We start from the raw sequence: 14,913 nt of genomic DNA on the forward strand, positions 1-14,913 counted from the left end.
GATGGGCTGGGTGGGGGCGGCGCTGAGAACTGCTCGGCCGGGGCCTGTCCAGACCGTGCGAATTCTCACGAGCCATCCTACGAAGTGGGGATGCTGTAAGCCCTAGTGACACCCAGTTGCGGGGTAGTAAAAGTCCGTAAAGGAAAAACAGGATGGCGCGTGCCTGTTGTTCGCACTTCACATGATGCGGGCCAGGCGCCGCGCCAGTGTCGCTACAGTGCAGCCAGCCTCATCGCCCTGGTCTCGTGCCCCCAGCCTTCCTGATGTCTCCGGCCTTCTCGATCTACCTGGACGTGCTGCGCCTGGCCGCAGCCTTGCTGGTCTTCGTCCATCACGCGTCGTATGCGCGTTATCACGGCACTGCGCTGCAGGGCCTGGCTGGCTATGGGCATGAGGCAGTGGTGGTGTTCTTCGTGCTGTCAGGCTATGTGATCGCCTACAGCCGCGACCACAAGGACCTCGACTGGCGCCACTACGCCGTGCAGCGCCTGAGCCGGCTCTGGTCGGTGGCCCTGCCGGCGATCGTCCTGACGACGGTGCTGGATGCGGGAGGGCGCTCGCTGCTGCCGGCACTGTACGAGCCGGTGCCGGGCGGCTGGGGCCGGGTGCTGGCTTCGGTGTGCTTCGTCAACGAGTTCTGGATCGAGGGCTGGGCAGCGGGGAGCAACGTGCCTCTGTGGTCTCTGTCCTACGAGGCGGGCTACTACCTGCTGTTCGGCGTGCTCAGCTTCGCGGGCCCGCGCTGGCGCTGGCCGCTGGCCCTGCTGTGCGGGCTGCTCGTCGGGCCCCGTGTGCTGCTCCTGCTGCCGGCCTGGTGGATGGGGGTGTGGATTCACCGCAGCCCTCGCGTGCATGCGATGGAGGCGTCCCGTGGGGCCCTGGTCGCGGCGGGAGGCCTGGCCTGGGCCCTGGTGCTGGTGCTGGGCAAGGTGGGCAACCGCTTCATCACCTGGCGCCTCCTGGAACTGCTGCCGCAGCCGGCGGTGCAGCTGCTGGGCGCGTCGGATGCCTTCATCTCCGACAACCTCATCGCGCTGGGCGTGGCGGCCCACGTGGCCGGGATGTCTGCCTGGCTGCGCGGGCGACACCTGCCGGCCTGGCAGGGGCATTGGGTGCCCCTGCTGTCACGGGCGACATTCCCGATCTACCTCTTCCACTACCCGCTGCTGCAGTTCTTCTCGGCGCTGGCGGCGGTCTGGCCCCCGCTGGCCCTGGGGGGCGTGACGGTCCTGAGCCTGGCCCTCTCGGCGGCCTTTACCGGCCCCTGCGAGCAGCTGCGCCAGGTCCTGCGGCGCGGGCTTGCCCGGCTCCTGCGGGCCTGAGGCCGGCCCCTGGCCCTAAGATGTCGCGCCATGAGACGGACGATTTCCCTGCGCTTGCTCGGGGCCTGCCTGGCTGCGGGCCTGGCCGGTGCTGCCGCGGCGCAGGAGGCGCCGGCGCCGGGCTGTGAGCCCGAGGCGCAGCAGGCCCTGGCCCTGGCCAATGCCTTGCGCCAGGAGGCGCGCCGCTGCGGCGCCCGGGCCTTCGAGGCTGCCCGCCCCTTGCGCTGGAATGCGGCCCTGCAGCAGTCCGCCCAGCGTTTCGCGGCCGAGCTGGCGGCGCGCGGTGAACTGAGTCATCAGGGCCTGAGCAGCCCCACGCTGCGGGAGCGCGTGCGTGACACCGGCTATACGCTGAGAGCCGTCGGCGAGAACCTGGCCGCGGGTCCCCTGGGGCTGGACGAAGCCTTCAGTCTCTGGGCCTCCAGCGAGGAGCACTGCGCCAACCTCATGCGCGCGGACTTCGAGGAGCTGGGCCTCGCCTGCGTCGCGGCCTCGGGGCGCTACGAACGGTTCTGGGTGCTGCACCTGGCAGCACCGGCCCGGCGCTTCTGATCGGCAGGGGCACGCGGCCCCGTCCTGGTGAGGCTCAGATCCAGCCGAGGTCGATCGCCCGCAGCACGGCCTGGGTGCGGTCGCGCACGCCCATCTTGGAGAACACGGCCGAGCAGTGGTTCTTGATCACGCCCTCGCTGTTGCCCAGCAGGGCGGCGATCTCGGTGTTGCTGCGGCCGCTGGCCACCAGGCGCAGCACCTGCAGCTCCTTGGGTGAGAGCGGGTCCGGCTGCGGCGTGGCGCTGAAGGCACGCTCGACACTGGGACGCTCCATGCGCTCGGTGAGCGAGGGGCGCAGGGCCGTGCCGCCGGCGGCCACGTCCTTGAGCGCCTGGACCAGGGTGTCCGGGCTGATGGCCTTCAACAGAAAGCCCTTGGCGCCGGCGCGCACGGCCTCGTCGAAGGCCTCGGCGTCGTCGAAGGTGGTCAGCAGGACCACGGGGATCTTCCAGGCGCGGGCGGCCAGGGCGCGGATCAGGCCCGTGCCGTCCAGACGCGGCATGCGCATGTCGGAAAGGATGACGTCGGGCTGGTCATCGGCCAGCTTTTCCAGGGCCTCGGCGCCGTCGGCGGCCTCGCCGATCAGCAGCACCTCCTCATGCAGGGCCAGCAGGCCCTTGAGGCCCTCGCGCACCAGCTGCTGGTCTTCCACCAGCAGGACCTTGATCTTTTCGCTCATGGACATCTCCTCTTCCGTCGTGATTCCCGGGCTAGCTCTTGCGTGGCACCCGCCATTCGATCATGAATCCGGGGCCGTTTCTCAGGATCTTGAAACGCCCGCCCAGCTCGGCCATGCGCTCCTGCATGCCCTTGAGGCCGTTGCCCTCGCGCAGCTTCGGCGCGCCGGGGCCGTCGTCCTCCACGGTGACGCAGACCTCGGTCCCCTCGCCCTCGCCCACGCGGCTCAGGCGGATGCCGATGTGCTGGGCCCGGCCGTGGCGCACGCTGTTGGTGACGGCCTCCTGCACGCAGCGCAGCAGGGCATGGGCGGTGCGCGGGCTCAGGTCCTGGGCGATCTCGTCCAGCTCCAGGCTGATGTCGGTGCTGGCGATGCCCTGGGCGAGCGCCTGCAGGGCCTCGCGCAGGTCGATGCGGTTGCTGGCCCGCTCGGCCGAGACGGCGGCGCGGACGTCGGCCAGCAGGTGGGCAGCGCCTTCGCGGGCGCGGGCCACGGCCTGCGAGGCGCCGTCGGGGTCGTTGCGCTTGAGCAGAGCTTCGGAGAGCTGCAGCTGCAGGTTCAGCGCGGTCAGGTGGTGGCCCATGACGTCGTGCAGCTCGCGGGCCATCATCATGCGTTCGGCATAGCGCAGCTGCTCGGCCTGCAGGGCCTCGCCCGAGGTCTTCTCGGCGAGCATGACCTGCAGCCAGCGGCGCTTGTCCACCTCGTTGGCCAGCAGGCGGCCGATGCCGAAGGCCATGGCATAAAGGCCCACGAAGGCGCCCAGCTGGGCCATCAGCAGGGCCCACATCGAGGCATTGGGCTGTTGCTGCTCCTGCCATTCGGTCTCTGAGGGCAGCAGGGCGTACAGCAGCAGGCGGATCACGACCTGGCTCACCGCGAAGACGAAGGCCGCGCGCAGGCGCAGCCGCACCGAGGCCAGCACCGTCACCAGGAAGGGCAGGGCCGGCGTGATGCACCAGGCCAGCACGTCCAGCGCGATGATGCGCTGCAGCGCGCGGGGGCGCGGCCGGTCCAGGCTGCTCTCCTGCGCCGCCTGCCAGAAGAGGTAGATGAAGGCGCAGAACAGCAGGAAGCAGGCGACCACCAGCACCGGGTCCTGCGGATTGCCCAGGCCGCGGCGGTAGAGCTGGGCCAGCAGGCCGTCGTAGGGTTCGGAGTTGCCGCCGCGCAGGGCCGTCACCAGGCTGCCGAACTCCATCAGGAAGTAGGCCAGGGTGGCGATGCGCAGCACCACCGAGGGGCGTGCGATGCGGGCGAGGAAGCGGTCGAAGTTCAAGGTGAGGGCGTGAGGCATCGCCAGCGTGCCACAGCGCCTGGCTTTGATCACGTGCCGGGCGTCATGGCCCGGGCAATCACCGATCTGGGATCAGGGGATGGCTTCGGCGATCACGCCGCCGCCCAGGCAGACCTCGCCATCGTAGAGCACCGCGCTCTGGCCCGGCGTCACCGCCCATTGCGGCTGCGGGAAGTCCAGGCGGAAGCGGCCGGCGGCCGGGTGCTCGGGCGTGAAGGCGCAGGGCGCATCGGCCTGGCGGTAGCGGGTCTTGGCGCCGAAGCCGCCGAAGGCCGGCGCGGGGCCGCACCAGGAGATGTCGTCCGCGACGAGGCTGCGGTACTGCAGCAGCGGGTGGTCATGGCCCTGCACCACGACGAGGGTGTTGCTGTCCAGGTCCTTGCGGGCCACGAACCAGGGCGCGTGCTCGCCGCCGCCGCGCGGCGCGCCCTTCTCCTTGACGCCGCCGATGCCCAGACCCTGGCGCTGCCCCAGCGTGTAGAAGGACAGGCCCACGTGCTCGCCCAGCTTGCGGCCGCGCTCGTCCTTGATGGGGCCGGGCTGGTGCGAGAGATAGCGGTTGAGGAACTCGCGGAAGGGCCGCTCGCCGATGAAGCAGATGCCGGTGGAGTCCTTCTTCTTGGCATTGGGCAGGCCGATCTCCTCGGCGATGCGGCGCACCTCGGTCTTGGGCAGCTCGCCCACCGGGAACAGAGTCTTGGCCAGCTGGTGCTGCTGCAGGCGGTGCAGGAAGTAGCTCTGGTCCTTGAGCGGATCCAGTCCCTTCAGCAATTGCACATGCTGGCCGAGCTGACGCACCCGCGCGTAATGCCCAGTGGCGATCTTCTCGGCGCCGCGCGCCATGGCGTGGTCCAGGAAGGCCTTGAACTTGATCTCGGCATTGCACAGCACGTCGGGGTTGGGCGTGCGGCCGGCCTGGTACTCGCGCAGGAAGGCGGCGAAGACGCGGTCCTTGTAGTCCGCCGCGAAGTTGACGTGCTCGATCTCGATGCCGATGACGTCGGCCACCGAGGCGGCGTCCAGGAAGTCCTGGCGCGAGGAGCAGTACTCGCTGTCGTCGTCGTCTTCCCAGTTCTTCATGAAGATGCCGATTACCTCGTGGCCGGCTTTCTTCAGCAGGTAGGCGGAGACGGCGGAATCGACGCCACCGGACAGGCCGATGACGATGCGCTGGCGGGCAGACGAAGAGGACAGCGGGGGCAGGGACGAACTCATGCCCCGATTGTCCCAAATGCCGGCGCGGCTGGCCGGGGCCGGGGCATTGCAGCGGCTGCGCTCAGCTCGGGATGGCGGCCAGCGACTGCGGCAGGCGCTCGAAGCTGGCCTGGTCCACCGGGCGGCCGAAGAGGAAGCCCTGGAAGCGGCGGCAGCCCATCTTCAGCAGGGCGTCGCGCTGCTCGGGGGTCTCCACGCCCTCGGCGATCACCTGCAGGCCGAAGGTCTGACCCAGGGCCACGATGGTGCGGGCGATCACGGCGCCGTTGGGATCGCCCAGCATGTCATTGACGAAGCTGCGGTCGATCTTGAGCTCCTCCAGCGGCAGGCGGCGCAGGTAGTTCAGCGAGGAGTAGCCGGTGCCGAAGTCGTCCAGCGAGAAACCCACGCCGGCGGCGCGAAGCTGGCTCATCTTGGCGATGGTGTCCTCGACGTTCTCGGCCAGCAGCGACTCCGTCAGCTCCAGCTTCAGCCGGCGCGGGTCGGCGCCGTGGCGGCGCAGGGTGTCCAGCACGTCGTCCACGAAATGGGCGTCGCGCAGCTGCAATGCGCTCACGTTGACGGACAGGTCCAGGCCGCTGCAGTGCGGATGCCGGGCCCAGGCGGCGAGCGTCCGGCAGGCGGTGTCCAGTACCCACTGGCCCAGCTCCAGCACGAAGCCGCACTGCTCGGCCTCGGGAATGAAGGCGCCCGGCGGCACCAGGCCGCGCTGCGGATGCTGCCAGCGCAGCAGGGCCTCGGCGCCCAGCACCCGGCCCTGCGCGTCGACCTGGGGCTGGAAGTGCAGCAGCAGCTGGCGCCGGCTGATGGACTGGCGCAGGTCCGCCTCCAGCGCCGCGCGCCCGGCCAGCACGGCCTGCAGCTCGGCGTCGAAGAAGCGGAAGGTGTTCTTGCCCTGGGCCTTGGCCTGGTACATGGCCGTGTCGGCATGGGCCATCAGCTCGCCGGCGCTCAGCAGGTTGTCGCCGAACAGGGTGATGCCGATGCTCGGGCTGCTGTGCTGTTCACGCTCCAGCAGCTGGAAGGGCTGCTCGAAGCTCAGCAGGATCTTGCGCGCCACCATCTCCGCATGGGCCGCGGCCTCCTCGCGGGTCTGGCCCAGGCTCTCGAGCATGATCACGAACTCGTCGCCGCCCAGGCGGGCCACGGTATCGCCCTCGCGTACCGACCCACTGAGCCGGCGCGCCACCTGCACCAGCACGCGGTCGCCGAAGTCATGGCCCCAGGTGTCGTTGAGCAGCTTGAATTCGTCCAGGTCGATGAAGAGCAGGGCGCCGAGCTGGCTGCGCCGTGCGGCGCTGAGCACCGCGCGGTCCAGGCGGTCCAGCAGCAGGCGGCGGTTGGGCAGGTCGGTCAGCTGGTCGAAGAAGGCCAGGCGCTGGATCTCGGCCTCGGCGGCGCGGCGCTGGGTGATGTCGCGCACCATGCCGATGTAGATGCGCTCGCCCTCGCGCTCGATCTCGTTGACGGCCAGGCTCATGGGGAAGACCTCGCCGCTCTTGCGCCGGCCCTCGACCTCCCTGCCGCGGCCGATGACCTGGCGCACACCGGTGCGGGCGTAATGGGCCAGGTAGCCGTCGTGTTCATCGGCATAGGGCGGTGGCATCAGCATCTTGACGTTGCGCCCCAGCACCTCGCTGGCCTCGTAACCGAAGATCTTGCTGGCGGAACGGTTGAAGGTCTTCACGTTCCCCTGGCGGTCGATGGTGATGATGCCGTCGATCACGTTGTCCAGGATGGCCTGGGTCTGCTGGGCGGCATCCAGCAGGGCCTCGCGGGCGCTCACCTCCTGGGTGATGTTGCGCGAGAGCACGATCAGGCGGGGATTTTCGCCGGCCTCCTGCTGGCAACGCGTGGCATGCAGCGCGAAGTGGTGCCGGCCCACGGGCAGGTCCAGCACGATGCGCCGGCCACTGGAGCTGCCGTGCTCCAGCGCCTCGCCGAGCGTCAGCATCACGGTGGCCGCGGCCTCCGGCGGCAGGACCTCGGTGACGAGACGGCCGATGAAGTACTCGGGGGCCGCAGCCAGCAGATCGCTGGGCGGCGAGTGATAGCTGAGGTAGCGGCCGTCGGCATCGACCTCGAAGACCAGGTCGGGCACGGTCGTCAGCGTGGCCTGCAGCTGCTCCTTGACCTGCTCCAGCTCCGTGTACGGGCGCTGCACGGCCTCCATGAACACCGCCCGGTGCAGGAAGAGGTAGCCGATCACCTTGTACACATGGCCGGCGAGGTTGAGCACATCGGTCACGCTGGCGTAGAGCGTGAAGAAGAGCTCGCTCATGGCCATGCACAGCACGGCGCCCAGAAGAGCCGAGGCGTTGAAGGGCGTGGGCTCGCGCATGCGCCTCAGCAGCAGCAGGGCCGTCAGCACCAGCAGGCCCACCAGCAGGTACTCGGACGCGATCTTCAGCGGGGTCAGGCCTTGCCCGGCCACGAAGGTGCGGGGCAGGATGGTCGGATGCAGCAGCACGGCCCAGTGGACCAGTGCCACCAGCGCCGCGACACCCAGCAGCAGGGCATGGCGACTGCGGCGCTCCAGGGCGGACTGCCAGGGCGCGGCGACCATCCACAGCAGGGCCAGGCTGGCCAGAAAGCGGGCGGCGAGCCAGAAGTCGATGGCCTTCTCCGGACCCGAGGGCGTCACGTAGTCCGGCATGCCTGCGTAGGACAGCAGGTGCGAGAAATCCAGCAGGCCGACGCCGGCGAAGGCACAGGCCAGCACGCACACATTGCCCGGCACCTGCGCCAGGCGGCTGCCCCAGGCCAGGCTGAAGATCAGGCCGGCGACGACGATGGAGAGCGTTTCCAGCAGCGCATGCAGCGGTGCATGGGAGGCCAGACCCCGCAGCGCGGGAGGCACCGGCAGCACCCAGCAGACGACCAGCACGGCCAGCAGCAGCCCGATGCGCGGCAGGAGCTGGCGCAGATCGGCCCGGTGGCTGCGGTCGAGTCGGTCGAGGACTTGCAAGGCGGCGAGGCCCGGCGAACGAGGTGGCAGGGCCGGGATGATGGGTCGCGGTCATGCTAGCACCGGCCCTGCGCGGCGCTGGTGCATTGCTGCGCGCGGCGCGCCTTGTGTCGTATTCGCGCCTTGACGCATGTCAAGACCTGATTCGACGGGCCTGTTCAGGGCGTGGCGGACCCGGCTGCCGCGTAGCGATCGGGCCGCCAGAGGCTGTCGGCACAGTGGATCAGGTCCAGGGGATGGCGCTGGCCGCGCAGGTGGTCCTGCACGCATTGCCAGACCAGGGCCGATCGCGTGCGCCCTTCGCGCTCGGCCTGCGCGACCTCCCTGGGGCTCAGCCACAGCCAGCGCAGGATGCCTTCGTCCAGGGCCAGGCCGGGCAGCGGCTCGCCCACCACGCCGCTGAAGGCCATGCGCAGGTAGGTGACGTCCTCGCCGGTGGCAGGGCGCTGGAAGCGGGCCATGTAGAGGCCCAGCAGGGACTGCGGCGTGAAGCTGTGGGCCGTCTCCTCGCGCACCTCGCGCACGACGGCCTCCAGCGGCGACTCGCCCTGCTCCAGGTGGCCCGCGGGCTGGTTGATGCGCAGACCCTCGGGCGTCTGCTCCTCCACCATCAGGTAGCGCCCCTGTCGCTCGATCAGGGCGGCGACGGTGACGCTGGGCTTGAAACGCTGGGGCGGTGCGGATGTGCTCATCCCCGCATTGTGGTGCGGAAGCCTCAGCAAGCCGGGCTTGGCGTCTCGCGAAAGGGAGGCCTCTCCAGAAGTCGGCCGGCCCCGGCTTCCCGGGGCCTGGGTGGCGTGAGAGCCGTGCGGCCGGGGCCGTCCTGGGGCAAACCCGCGTTCGCGGCCGGGTTGGCGCGTCACGAAGCCCATGTAAGCTCGCCGCAAGTCTTGCAATTCCCGTTCCCGATCCGCAGGCCGTGCCGCCCTGGGCCGCCGGCCTCGCGTTCCCACAGGAGAAGTCCGATGCTGATTGCAGTGCCGCAGGAAACCGCGGCGGGGGAGTCCCGTGTCGCGGCCACGCCGGAGACCGTGAAGAAGCTGGTGGCCCAGGGCCATCGTGTGCAGGTGGAGCAGGGCGCCGGCCTGCGGGCCAGCGTGACGGACGAGGCCTATGCCGCGGCCGGCGCGGAGCTGGTCTCGCGCGAACAGGCCTATGCGGCCGAGATGCTGCTCAAGGTGCGCGCCCCGGGGCCGGAGGAACTGGCGCTGGCCCGGCCGGGCACCGTGCTGGTGGGCATGCTGAACCCCTTCGACCGCGAAGGCCTGCAGCGCCTGGCGGACGCGAAGCTCACCGCCTTCGCGCTGGAGGCTGCGCCGCGCACCACGCGGGCCCAGAGCATGGACGTGCTCTCCAGCCAGGCCAATGTGGCGGGCTACAAGGCGGTGATGATCGCGGCCGAGCGCTACCAGCGCTTCTTCCCCATGCTCATGACGGCGGCCGGCACGGTCAAGGCCGCGCGCGTGGTGGTGCTGGGCGTGGGCGTGGCGGGGCTGCAGGCCATCGCCACGGCCAAGCGCCTGGGCGCGGTGATCGAGGCCTCGGACGTGCGGCCTTCGGTCAAGGAGCAGGTGGAGTCCCTGGGCGCCAAGTTCATCGACGTGCCCTACGAGACCGCCGAGGAGAAGGAGGCGGCCGAAGGCGTGGGCGGCTATGCACGCCCCATGCCGCCCAGCTGGCTGGAGCGCCAGAAGCTGGAGGTGGCCAAGCGCGTGGCGCAGGCGGACGTGGTCATCACCACGGCCCTGATCCCCGGCCGTGCCGCGCCCGTGCTGGTGACCGAGGACATGGTCAAGTCCATGAAGGCGGGTTCGGTGATCGTGGACCTCGCGGCGCCGGCCGGCGGCAACTGCCCGCTGACCGAGCCTGGCCAGACCGTCGTCAAGCACGGCGTCACGCTGGTGGGCGAGACCAACCTGCCCTCGCTGGTGGCGGCCGATGCCTCGGCCCTCTACGCTCGCAACGTGCTGGACTTCCTCAAGCTGGTCTGCACCAAGGAGGCCGGGTTCCAGATCCCGGCGGATGACGACATCGTCACGGCCTGCCTCGTCGCGCAGGACGGCCAGGTCAAACGCAACTGATCCGGAAGGAGCCGAGGCCATGGAAGCCATCGACCACACCATCATCAACCTCATCATCTTCGTGCTGGCCATCTATGTGGGCTACCACGTGGTCTGGACCGTCACGCCGGCCCTGCACACGCCGCTGATGGCCGTCACCAACGCCATCTCGGCCATCGTCATCGTCGGGGCCATGCTGGCCGCGGCGCTGACCACCACCGACATGGGCAAGGTGCTGGGCACCCTGGCCGTGGCGCTGGCCGCGGTCAATGTCTTCGGCGGCTTCCTGGTGACGAGGCGGATGCTGGAGATGTTCAAGAAAAAATCGCCCGCCAAGAAGGAGGGCCAGGCATGAGCATGAACCTCGTCACGCTGCTGTACCTGCTGGCCAGCGTCTGCTTCATCCAGGCCTTGAAGGGCCTCTCCCACCCGACCACCTCCATCCGCGGCAACGTCTTCGGCATGGTGGGCATGGCCATCGCGGCCGGCACCACCGCCGCGCTGATCGTCAAGCTCGCCAACGGCAACGCCTTCGGGCTCAGCTATGTGCTGGTGGGCCTGCTGATCGGCGGCGGCACGGGCGCCTTCATGGCGCAGCGGGTCGAGATGACCAAGATGCCCGAGCTCGTGGCCTTCATGCACAGCATGATCGGCCTGGCCGCGGTGTGCATCGCGGCAGCGGCCGTGCTGGAGCCGGCGGCCTTCAGCATCGCCGACGCCGCGGGGCGCATCCCGGGCGGCAACCGCATCGAGCTGGGCCTGGGGGCCTTCATCGGCGCCATCACCTTCAGCGGCTCGGTGATCGCCTTCGGCAAGCTCAGCGGCAAGTACAAATTCCGGCTCTTCCAGGGGGCGCCGGTGACCTTCCCCGGCCAGCACTGGCTCAACCTGGCGCTGGGCCTGGCCTCGGTCTTCTTCATCTTCGGCTTCTGGCATTCGCAGAGCTGGATGGACTTCGGCCTGGTGCTCGCCCTGGGCTTCGTGCTGGGCGTGCTGCTGATCATCCCCATCGGCGGGGCCGACATGCCGGTGGTCGTGTCCATGCTCAACAGCTACTCGGGCTGGGCGGCGGCGGGCATCGGCTTCTCGCTCAACAACAGCATGCTGATCATCGCCGGCTCACTGGTGGGCAGCTCGGGGGCCATCCTGAGCTACATCATGTGCAAGGCCATGAACCGCTCCTTCTTCAACGTGATCCTGGGCGGCTTCGGCGGCGATGCCTCGGCGGCGGCGGCCGGCGGCGCGGTGCAGCGCGCGGTCAAGAGCGGCAGCGCGGACGACGCCGCCTTCATCATGGGCAATGCCGAGAGCGTGATCATCGTGCCCGGCTACGGCCTGGCCGTCGCCCGCGCCCAGCATGCGGTGAAGGAGCTGGCGGCCAAGCTCACGGAGAAGGGCGTCAGCGTCAAGTACGCCATCCACCCGGTGGCCGGACGCATGCCCGGCCACATGAACGTGCTGCTGGCCGAGGCCGAGGTGCCCTATGACCAGGTCTTCGAGATGGAGGACATCAACGCCGAGTTCGGCCAGGCCGATGTCGCCATCATCCTGGGCGCCAATGACGTGGTGAACCCCGCCGCCCACCAGAAGGGCAGCCCCATCTACGGCATGCCCATCCTGGAGGCCTACAAGGCCAAGACCGTGATCGTCAACAAGCGCTCCATGGCCGCCGGCTACGCGGGGCTGGACAATGAGCTCTTCTACATGGACAAGACGCTCATGGTGTTCGGCGATGCGAAGAAGGTCGTCGAGGACATGGTGAAGGCGATCGAATAGCGACGATGGAATCGAGTCATGGCTGAGCCCGCGGCCCCGCCGCGGGTGATGACGCGGATGAGCCGCCTGCGCGCGCTGCTGCTGGGCGTGCTGCTGCCCCTGCTGGCCCTGGCGGGCCTGCATTGGCTGTCACTGCGGCTGGGGCCGCTGAACATGCCCCAGGTCATGCGCCTGGTGGACGGCCAGTGGATGGAGGACAAGCTCGGCCCGCCACCCCTGCTGGCCGGCCAGCATGTGCCCGAGAAGGCCGAGGCCATGCAGCTGCCCGACGTGCGCACCGAGGGCAGCGAGTCGGGTTGGTACCTGCTGGACTTCAAGCTGGCCGAGAGCGTGCACGAGCCCTGGCTGGTGGCCTTCACGCACAACCCCGACCTCAACCTCTACCTGGACGGCAAGCTGCTGGCGCGCTCGCAGCAGGGCCTGGAGCTGGAGCCCATGTACCGCGGGCTGCGCCTGGGCAGCAGCGGCGTGCTGATCAACGTGCCCCCCGCCATGCTGGAGGCGGGCGAGCATCGCCTGGCCCTGCACCTGGGCGCCACCGGGGAGCAGATGGGCACGCTGTCCGTCGTGCAGATGGGTCCGGCCACGCAGATGCGCCAGCTGCAGAAGGCGCGCGACTTCTGGCAGAGCGCGCGGCTGCTGACGGCGCTGAGCGCGGCGCTGCTGGGGCTCTTCCTGCTGCTGGTCTGGCTGGCGCTGCGCCAGGAATGGGTCTACGGCCTGACCGGCGTCTACGCCCTCAGCGCGGCCCTGCTGCTGCTGCCCTATCTCAGCGTGGCACCCGTGCCCCTGCCCTGGTGGCGCATGATCCTGGACGCCGCCGACATCCTGGCTCGCGGCCTGATGCTGCTGCTGGTGGTGCAGTGGTTTGCGCCGGGCGACTCCTGGGGGCGGCGCCTGGCCCTGGCCTTCATGGTCATCGCCCTGCCCATCGACCTCTGGGCGGCCTATCACGGCTCCGTCTGGGATGCCTTCGAGAACCTCTGGCCCTGGTGGGCCCTGGGCAGCCGGGGCGTGGTGATGGTCGGCGCCTGGGGCGTGGTGCTGCGTGCGGCGCTGCGCAGCGGACAGATCGCGCACAGCCTGGCTGCGGCCAGCCTGGGCCTGGCCTTCTTCTGCTGGGCCTACGTCGGCTATTTCGCGCTGATCGACGAGGGCAGCTTCCCCCTGGTCGACATCAATGTGGCCGGCTATGCAGCCGTGGTGGGCATGGCGGGCTATGTGCTGCAGCGCCGCTTTGTGGCTTCGCTGCGCGCCCAGGCGCGCTCGCGCCAAGCGCTGGAGGAGGCCCTGGCCGAACGCAGTCGCGAGCTCGAGGCCCGCTACCAGGACCTGCAGCGCAGCGAGCAGCTGCGCGTGGCGGCCCAGGAGCGCGAGCGCCTGCTGCAGGAGATGCACGACGGCCTGGGCTCGCAGCTGCTGATGGCCAAGCTGGGTGCGCGCCAGGGCATGGACACCGACACCCTCGTGGCCCTGCTGGACGACTGCATTGCCGAGATGCGCCTGACCATCGACGCGATGACGGTGGACGACGGCGACCTGGGCCTGCTGCTGGCCAACGTCCGCCACCGCCTGCAGGACCGGCTGCGCTCGGCCGGCCTGCAGCTGGAATGGCAGCTGCAGGACACGCCCCACCTGCCGCGCCTGATGGGCGCTCAGGGGCGGGACCTTGTGCGCATCGTGCAGGAGGCGCTGAGCAATGTGCTGCACCATGCGCAGGCCGGCCGGGTGCGCTTTGCCACGCGCGTGGTGGACGACGGGGCCGCGGTGCTGCTGAGCATCAGCGACGACGGCCTGGGCCTGCGCGGCAGCCGCCGCGAGGGTCAGGGGCTCAAGGGCATGCGCAAGCGCGCCGAACGCATCGGGGCCCAGATCAGCTGGCGCGAAGTGGACCCGGGCAGCGAGCGACCGGGCTGCGAGCTGCAGCTGCGCATCCCCGTGGTCCCACGCTAGGGTCTGTCTTGAAGGCAGCCCGTTCGCACGGGCCTGCGATGTGTGAGCAGGCCCGGGGCAGCCACGGGGTCAGGTCTTGCTCAGGCCACCATCGGGGGCGAGGGCGGGGTGAGCTGGTGCTGCCAGCGGCGCTGGATGTCGGCCAGCTTGGGCGCCAGCGTCAGGAAGAGCCCGGCAAGGCGCGGGTCGAAGTGCCGGCCCTGCTGCTCGGCGATCCAGTCCAGGGCCTGCTCCGGCGCCCAGGCTTCCTTGTAGGCACGCTTCATGGTCAGGGCATCGTAGACATCGGCGATGGCCACGATGCGGGCCGACTCCGGGATGGCCGTGCCCGCGATGCCGTGCGGGTAGCCGCTGCCGTCCCAGCGCTCGTGGTGGTGCAGGGCGATCTCCGCGGCCATCTGGAAGACCGGCGCCGCGCTCTTGGACAGGATCTCATGCCCGATCAGCGGATGGCGGCGCATCAGCACCCATTCGTCCTCGTCCAGCGGGCCGGGCTTGCCCAGGACGTGGTCGGGCACGCCGATCTTGCCGGTGTCGTGCAGCGGGGCGGCCAGCTCGATCAGGCGGCAGCTCTCCACGCTCCAGCCCGCCGCGCGCGCCAGCTCGGCAGAGTAGGCCGCCATGCGCCAGACATGGGCGCCGGTGTCGTTGTCATTGAAGTGGCCGGCCTCGCTGAGCATGTAGATGGCGTCGCGGTGGCTGCGCTCCAGACGGCTGTGCCGCACCAGGGACAGGTGCGTCTGCACACGCGCCCGCACGACCAGGGGCGAGATGGGCTTGACGATGAAGTCCACGCCGCCGGCTTCGAAGCCGCGGGCCTCGTCGCCCACATCCGAGAGGCTGGTGACGAAGATCACCGGCAGGTACTCGGTCGCCGGGTTGGCCTTGATGGCGCGGCAGACCTCGTAGCCGTCCATGCCGGGCATGCGGATGTCCAGCAGCACCAGGGCCGGCTTGTGCTTGGCGATGGCCTCCAGTGCGCTGCCACCGTCGCGCGCATAGATCAGCTTGTGGACTGCGCCCAGGGCGAGGCGCATGGCGTCCAGATTGATGGGTTCGTCGTCGACGACCAGGATGGGTCCTTGGGGCAT

Annotated in this window: 12 protein-coding genes; 6 read left to right on the top strand and 6 right to left on the bottom strand. The window is 69.8% G+C overall.

The window, feature by feature from the left end; all coding sequences use genetic code 11:
• The first annotated feature begins 263 nt into the window (after positions 1-263).
• Together ABDJ40_RS17090 and ABDJ40_RS17095 are read left to right on the top strand one after the other, a co-directional pair.
• Positions 264-1,322 carry an acyltransferase family protein gene (locus tag ABDJ40_RS17090; protein WP_347611575.1) on the top strand — a complete coding sequence of 353 codons (1,059 nt, stop codon included), beginning with the start codon at positions 264-266 and terminating at the stop codon, positions 1,320-1,322.
• A gap of 30 nt (positions 1,323-1,352) precedes the next feature.
• A complete protein-coding gene (locus tag ABDJ40_RS17095; protein WP_347611576.1) occupies positions 1,353-1,874 on the top strand; it encodes a CAP domain-containing protein in 522 nt (173 codons plus the stop codon).
• Between the two features lie 34 nt (positions 1,875-1,908).
• On the opposite strand, the gene ABDJ40_RS17100 is transcribed toward ABDJ40_RS17095, so the two are convergent.
• The 5 genes from ABDJ40_RS17100 to ABDJ40_RS17120 form a co-directional block, all read right to left on the bottom strand.
• Positions 1,909-2,553, bottom strand: coding sequence for a response regulator (locus tag ABDJ40_RS17100; RefSeq protein ID WP_347611577.1), 645 nt, complete (start codon positions 2,551-2,553; stop codon positions 1,909-1,911).
• 31 nt (positions 2,554-2,584) lie between these two features.
• On the bottom strand, positions 2,585-3,850 hold the full coding sequence (locus ABDJ40_RS17105; RefSeq protein WP_347611578.1) for a sensor histidine kinase: 1,266 nt from the start codon (positions 3,848-3,850) through the stop codon (positions 2,585-2,587).
• 72 nt (positions 3,851-3,922) lie between these two features.
• Positions 3,923-5,065: a tRNA 2-thiouridine(34) synthase MnmA gene (mnmA, locus tag ABDJ40_RS17110; RefSeq protein WP_347611579.1), complete on the bottom strand. Its 1,143-nt coding sequence runs from the start codon at positions 5,063-5,065 to the stop codon at positions 3,923-3,925.
• Positions 5,066-5,126: 61 nt separating this feature from the next.
• Positions 5,127-8,033: a bifunctional diguanylate cyclase/phosphodiesterase gene (locus ABDJ40_RS17115; protein ID WP_347611580.1), complete on the bottom strand. Its 2,907-nt coding sequence runs from the start codon at positions 8,031-8,033 to the stop codon at positions 5,127-5,129.
• Positions 8,034-8,191: 158 nt separating this feature from the next.
• The gene (locus ABDJ40_RS17120; protein WP_347611581.1) at positions 8,192-8,725 is read right to left on the bottom strand and encodes an NUDIX hydrolase; all 534 of its coding nucleotides are present in this window, start codon (positions 8,723-8,725) and stop codon (positions 8,192-8,194) included.
• Positions 8,726-8,998: 273 nt separating this feature from the next.
• On the opposite strand from ABDJ40_RS17120, the gene ABDJ40_RS17125 reads away from it, so the two are divergent.
• From ABDJ40_RS17125 to ABDJ40_RS17140, 4 genes are read left to right on the top strand one after another with little or no spacing between them, the layout of a single operon-like run.
• Complete coding sequence (locus ABDJ40_RS17125; protein WP_347611582.1) at positions 8,999-10,114, top strand: Re/Si-specific NAD(P)(+) transhydrogenase subunit alpha; 1,116 nt, start codon at positions 8,999-9,001, stop codon at positions 10,112-10,114.
• 19 nt (positions 10,115-10,133) lie between these two features.
• Positions 10,134-10,448, top strand: a complete 315-nt coding sequence (locus ABDJ40_RS17130; RefSeq protein ID WP_347611583.1) for an NAD(P) transhydrogenase subunit alpha part 2 — start codon at positions 10,134-10,136, stop codon at positions 10,446-10,448.
• On the top strand, positions 10,445-11,869 hold the full coding sequence (locus tag ABDJ40_RS17135; protein WP_347611584.1) for an NAD(P)(+) transhydrogenase (Re/Si-specific) subunit beta: 1,425 nt from the start codon (positions 10,445-10,447) through the stop codon (positions 11,867-11,869). Before ABDJ40_RS17130 ends, ABDJ40_RS17135 begins: the two co-directional genes overlap by 4 nt.
• A gap of 18 nt (positions 11,870-11,887) precedes the next feature.
• A complete protein-coding gene (locus tag ABDJ40_RS17140) occupies positions 11,888-13,822 on the top strand; it encodes a sensor histidine kinase (RefSeq protein ID WP_347611585.1) in 1,935 nt (644 codons plus the stop codon).
• Positions 13,823-13,902: 80 nt separating this feature from the next.
• Here ABDJ40_RS17140 and ABDJ40_RS17145 read toward each other — a convergent pair whose 3' ends face one another.
• On the bottom strand, positions 13,903-14,913 hold the full coding sequence (locus ABDJ40_RS17145) for an HD domain-containing phosphohydrolase (protein WP_347611586.1): 1,011 nt from the start codon (positions 14,911-14,913) through the stop codon (positions 13,903-13,905).

Origin of the sequence: Roseateles flavus (assembly GCF_039872765.1) — a bacterium.
GTDB lineage: Bacteria > Pseudomonadota > Gammaproteobacteria > Burkholderiales > Burkholderiaceae_C > Roseateles_B > Roseateles_B flavus.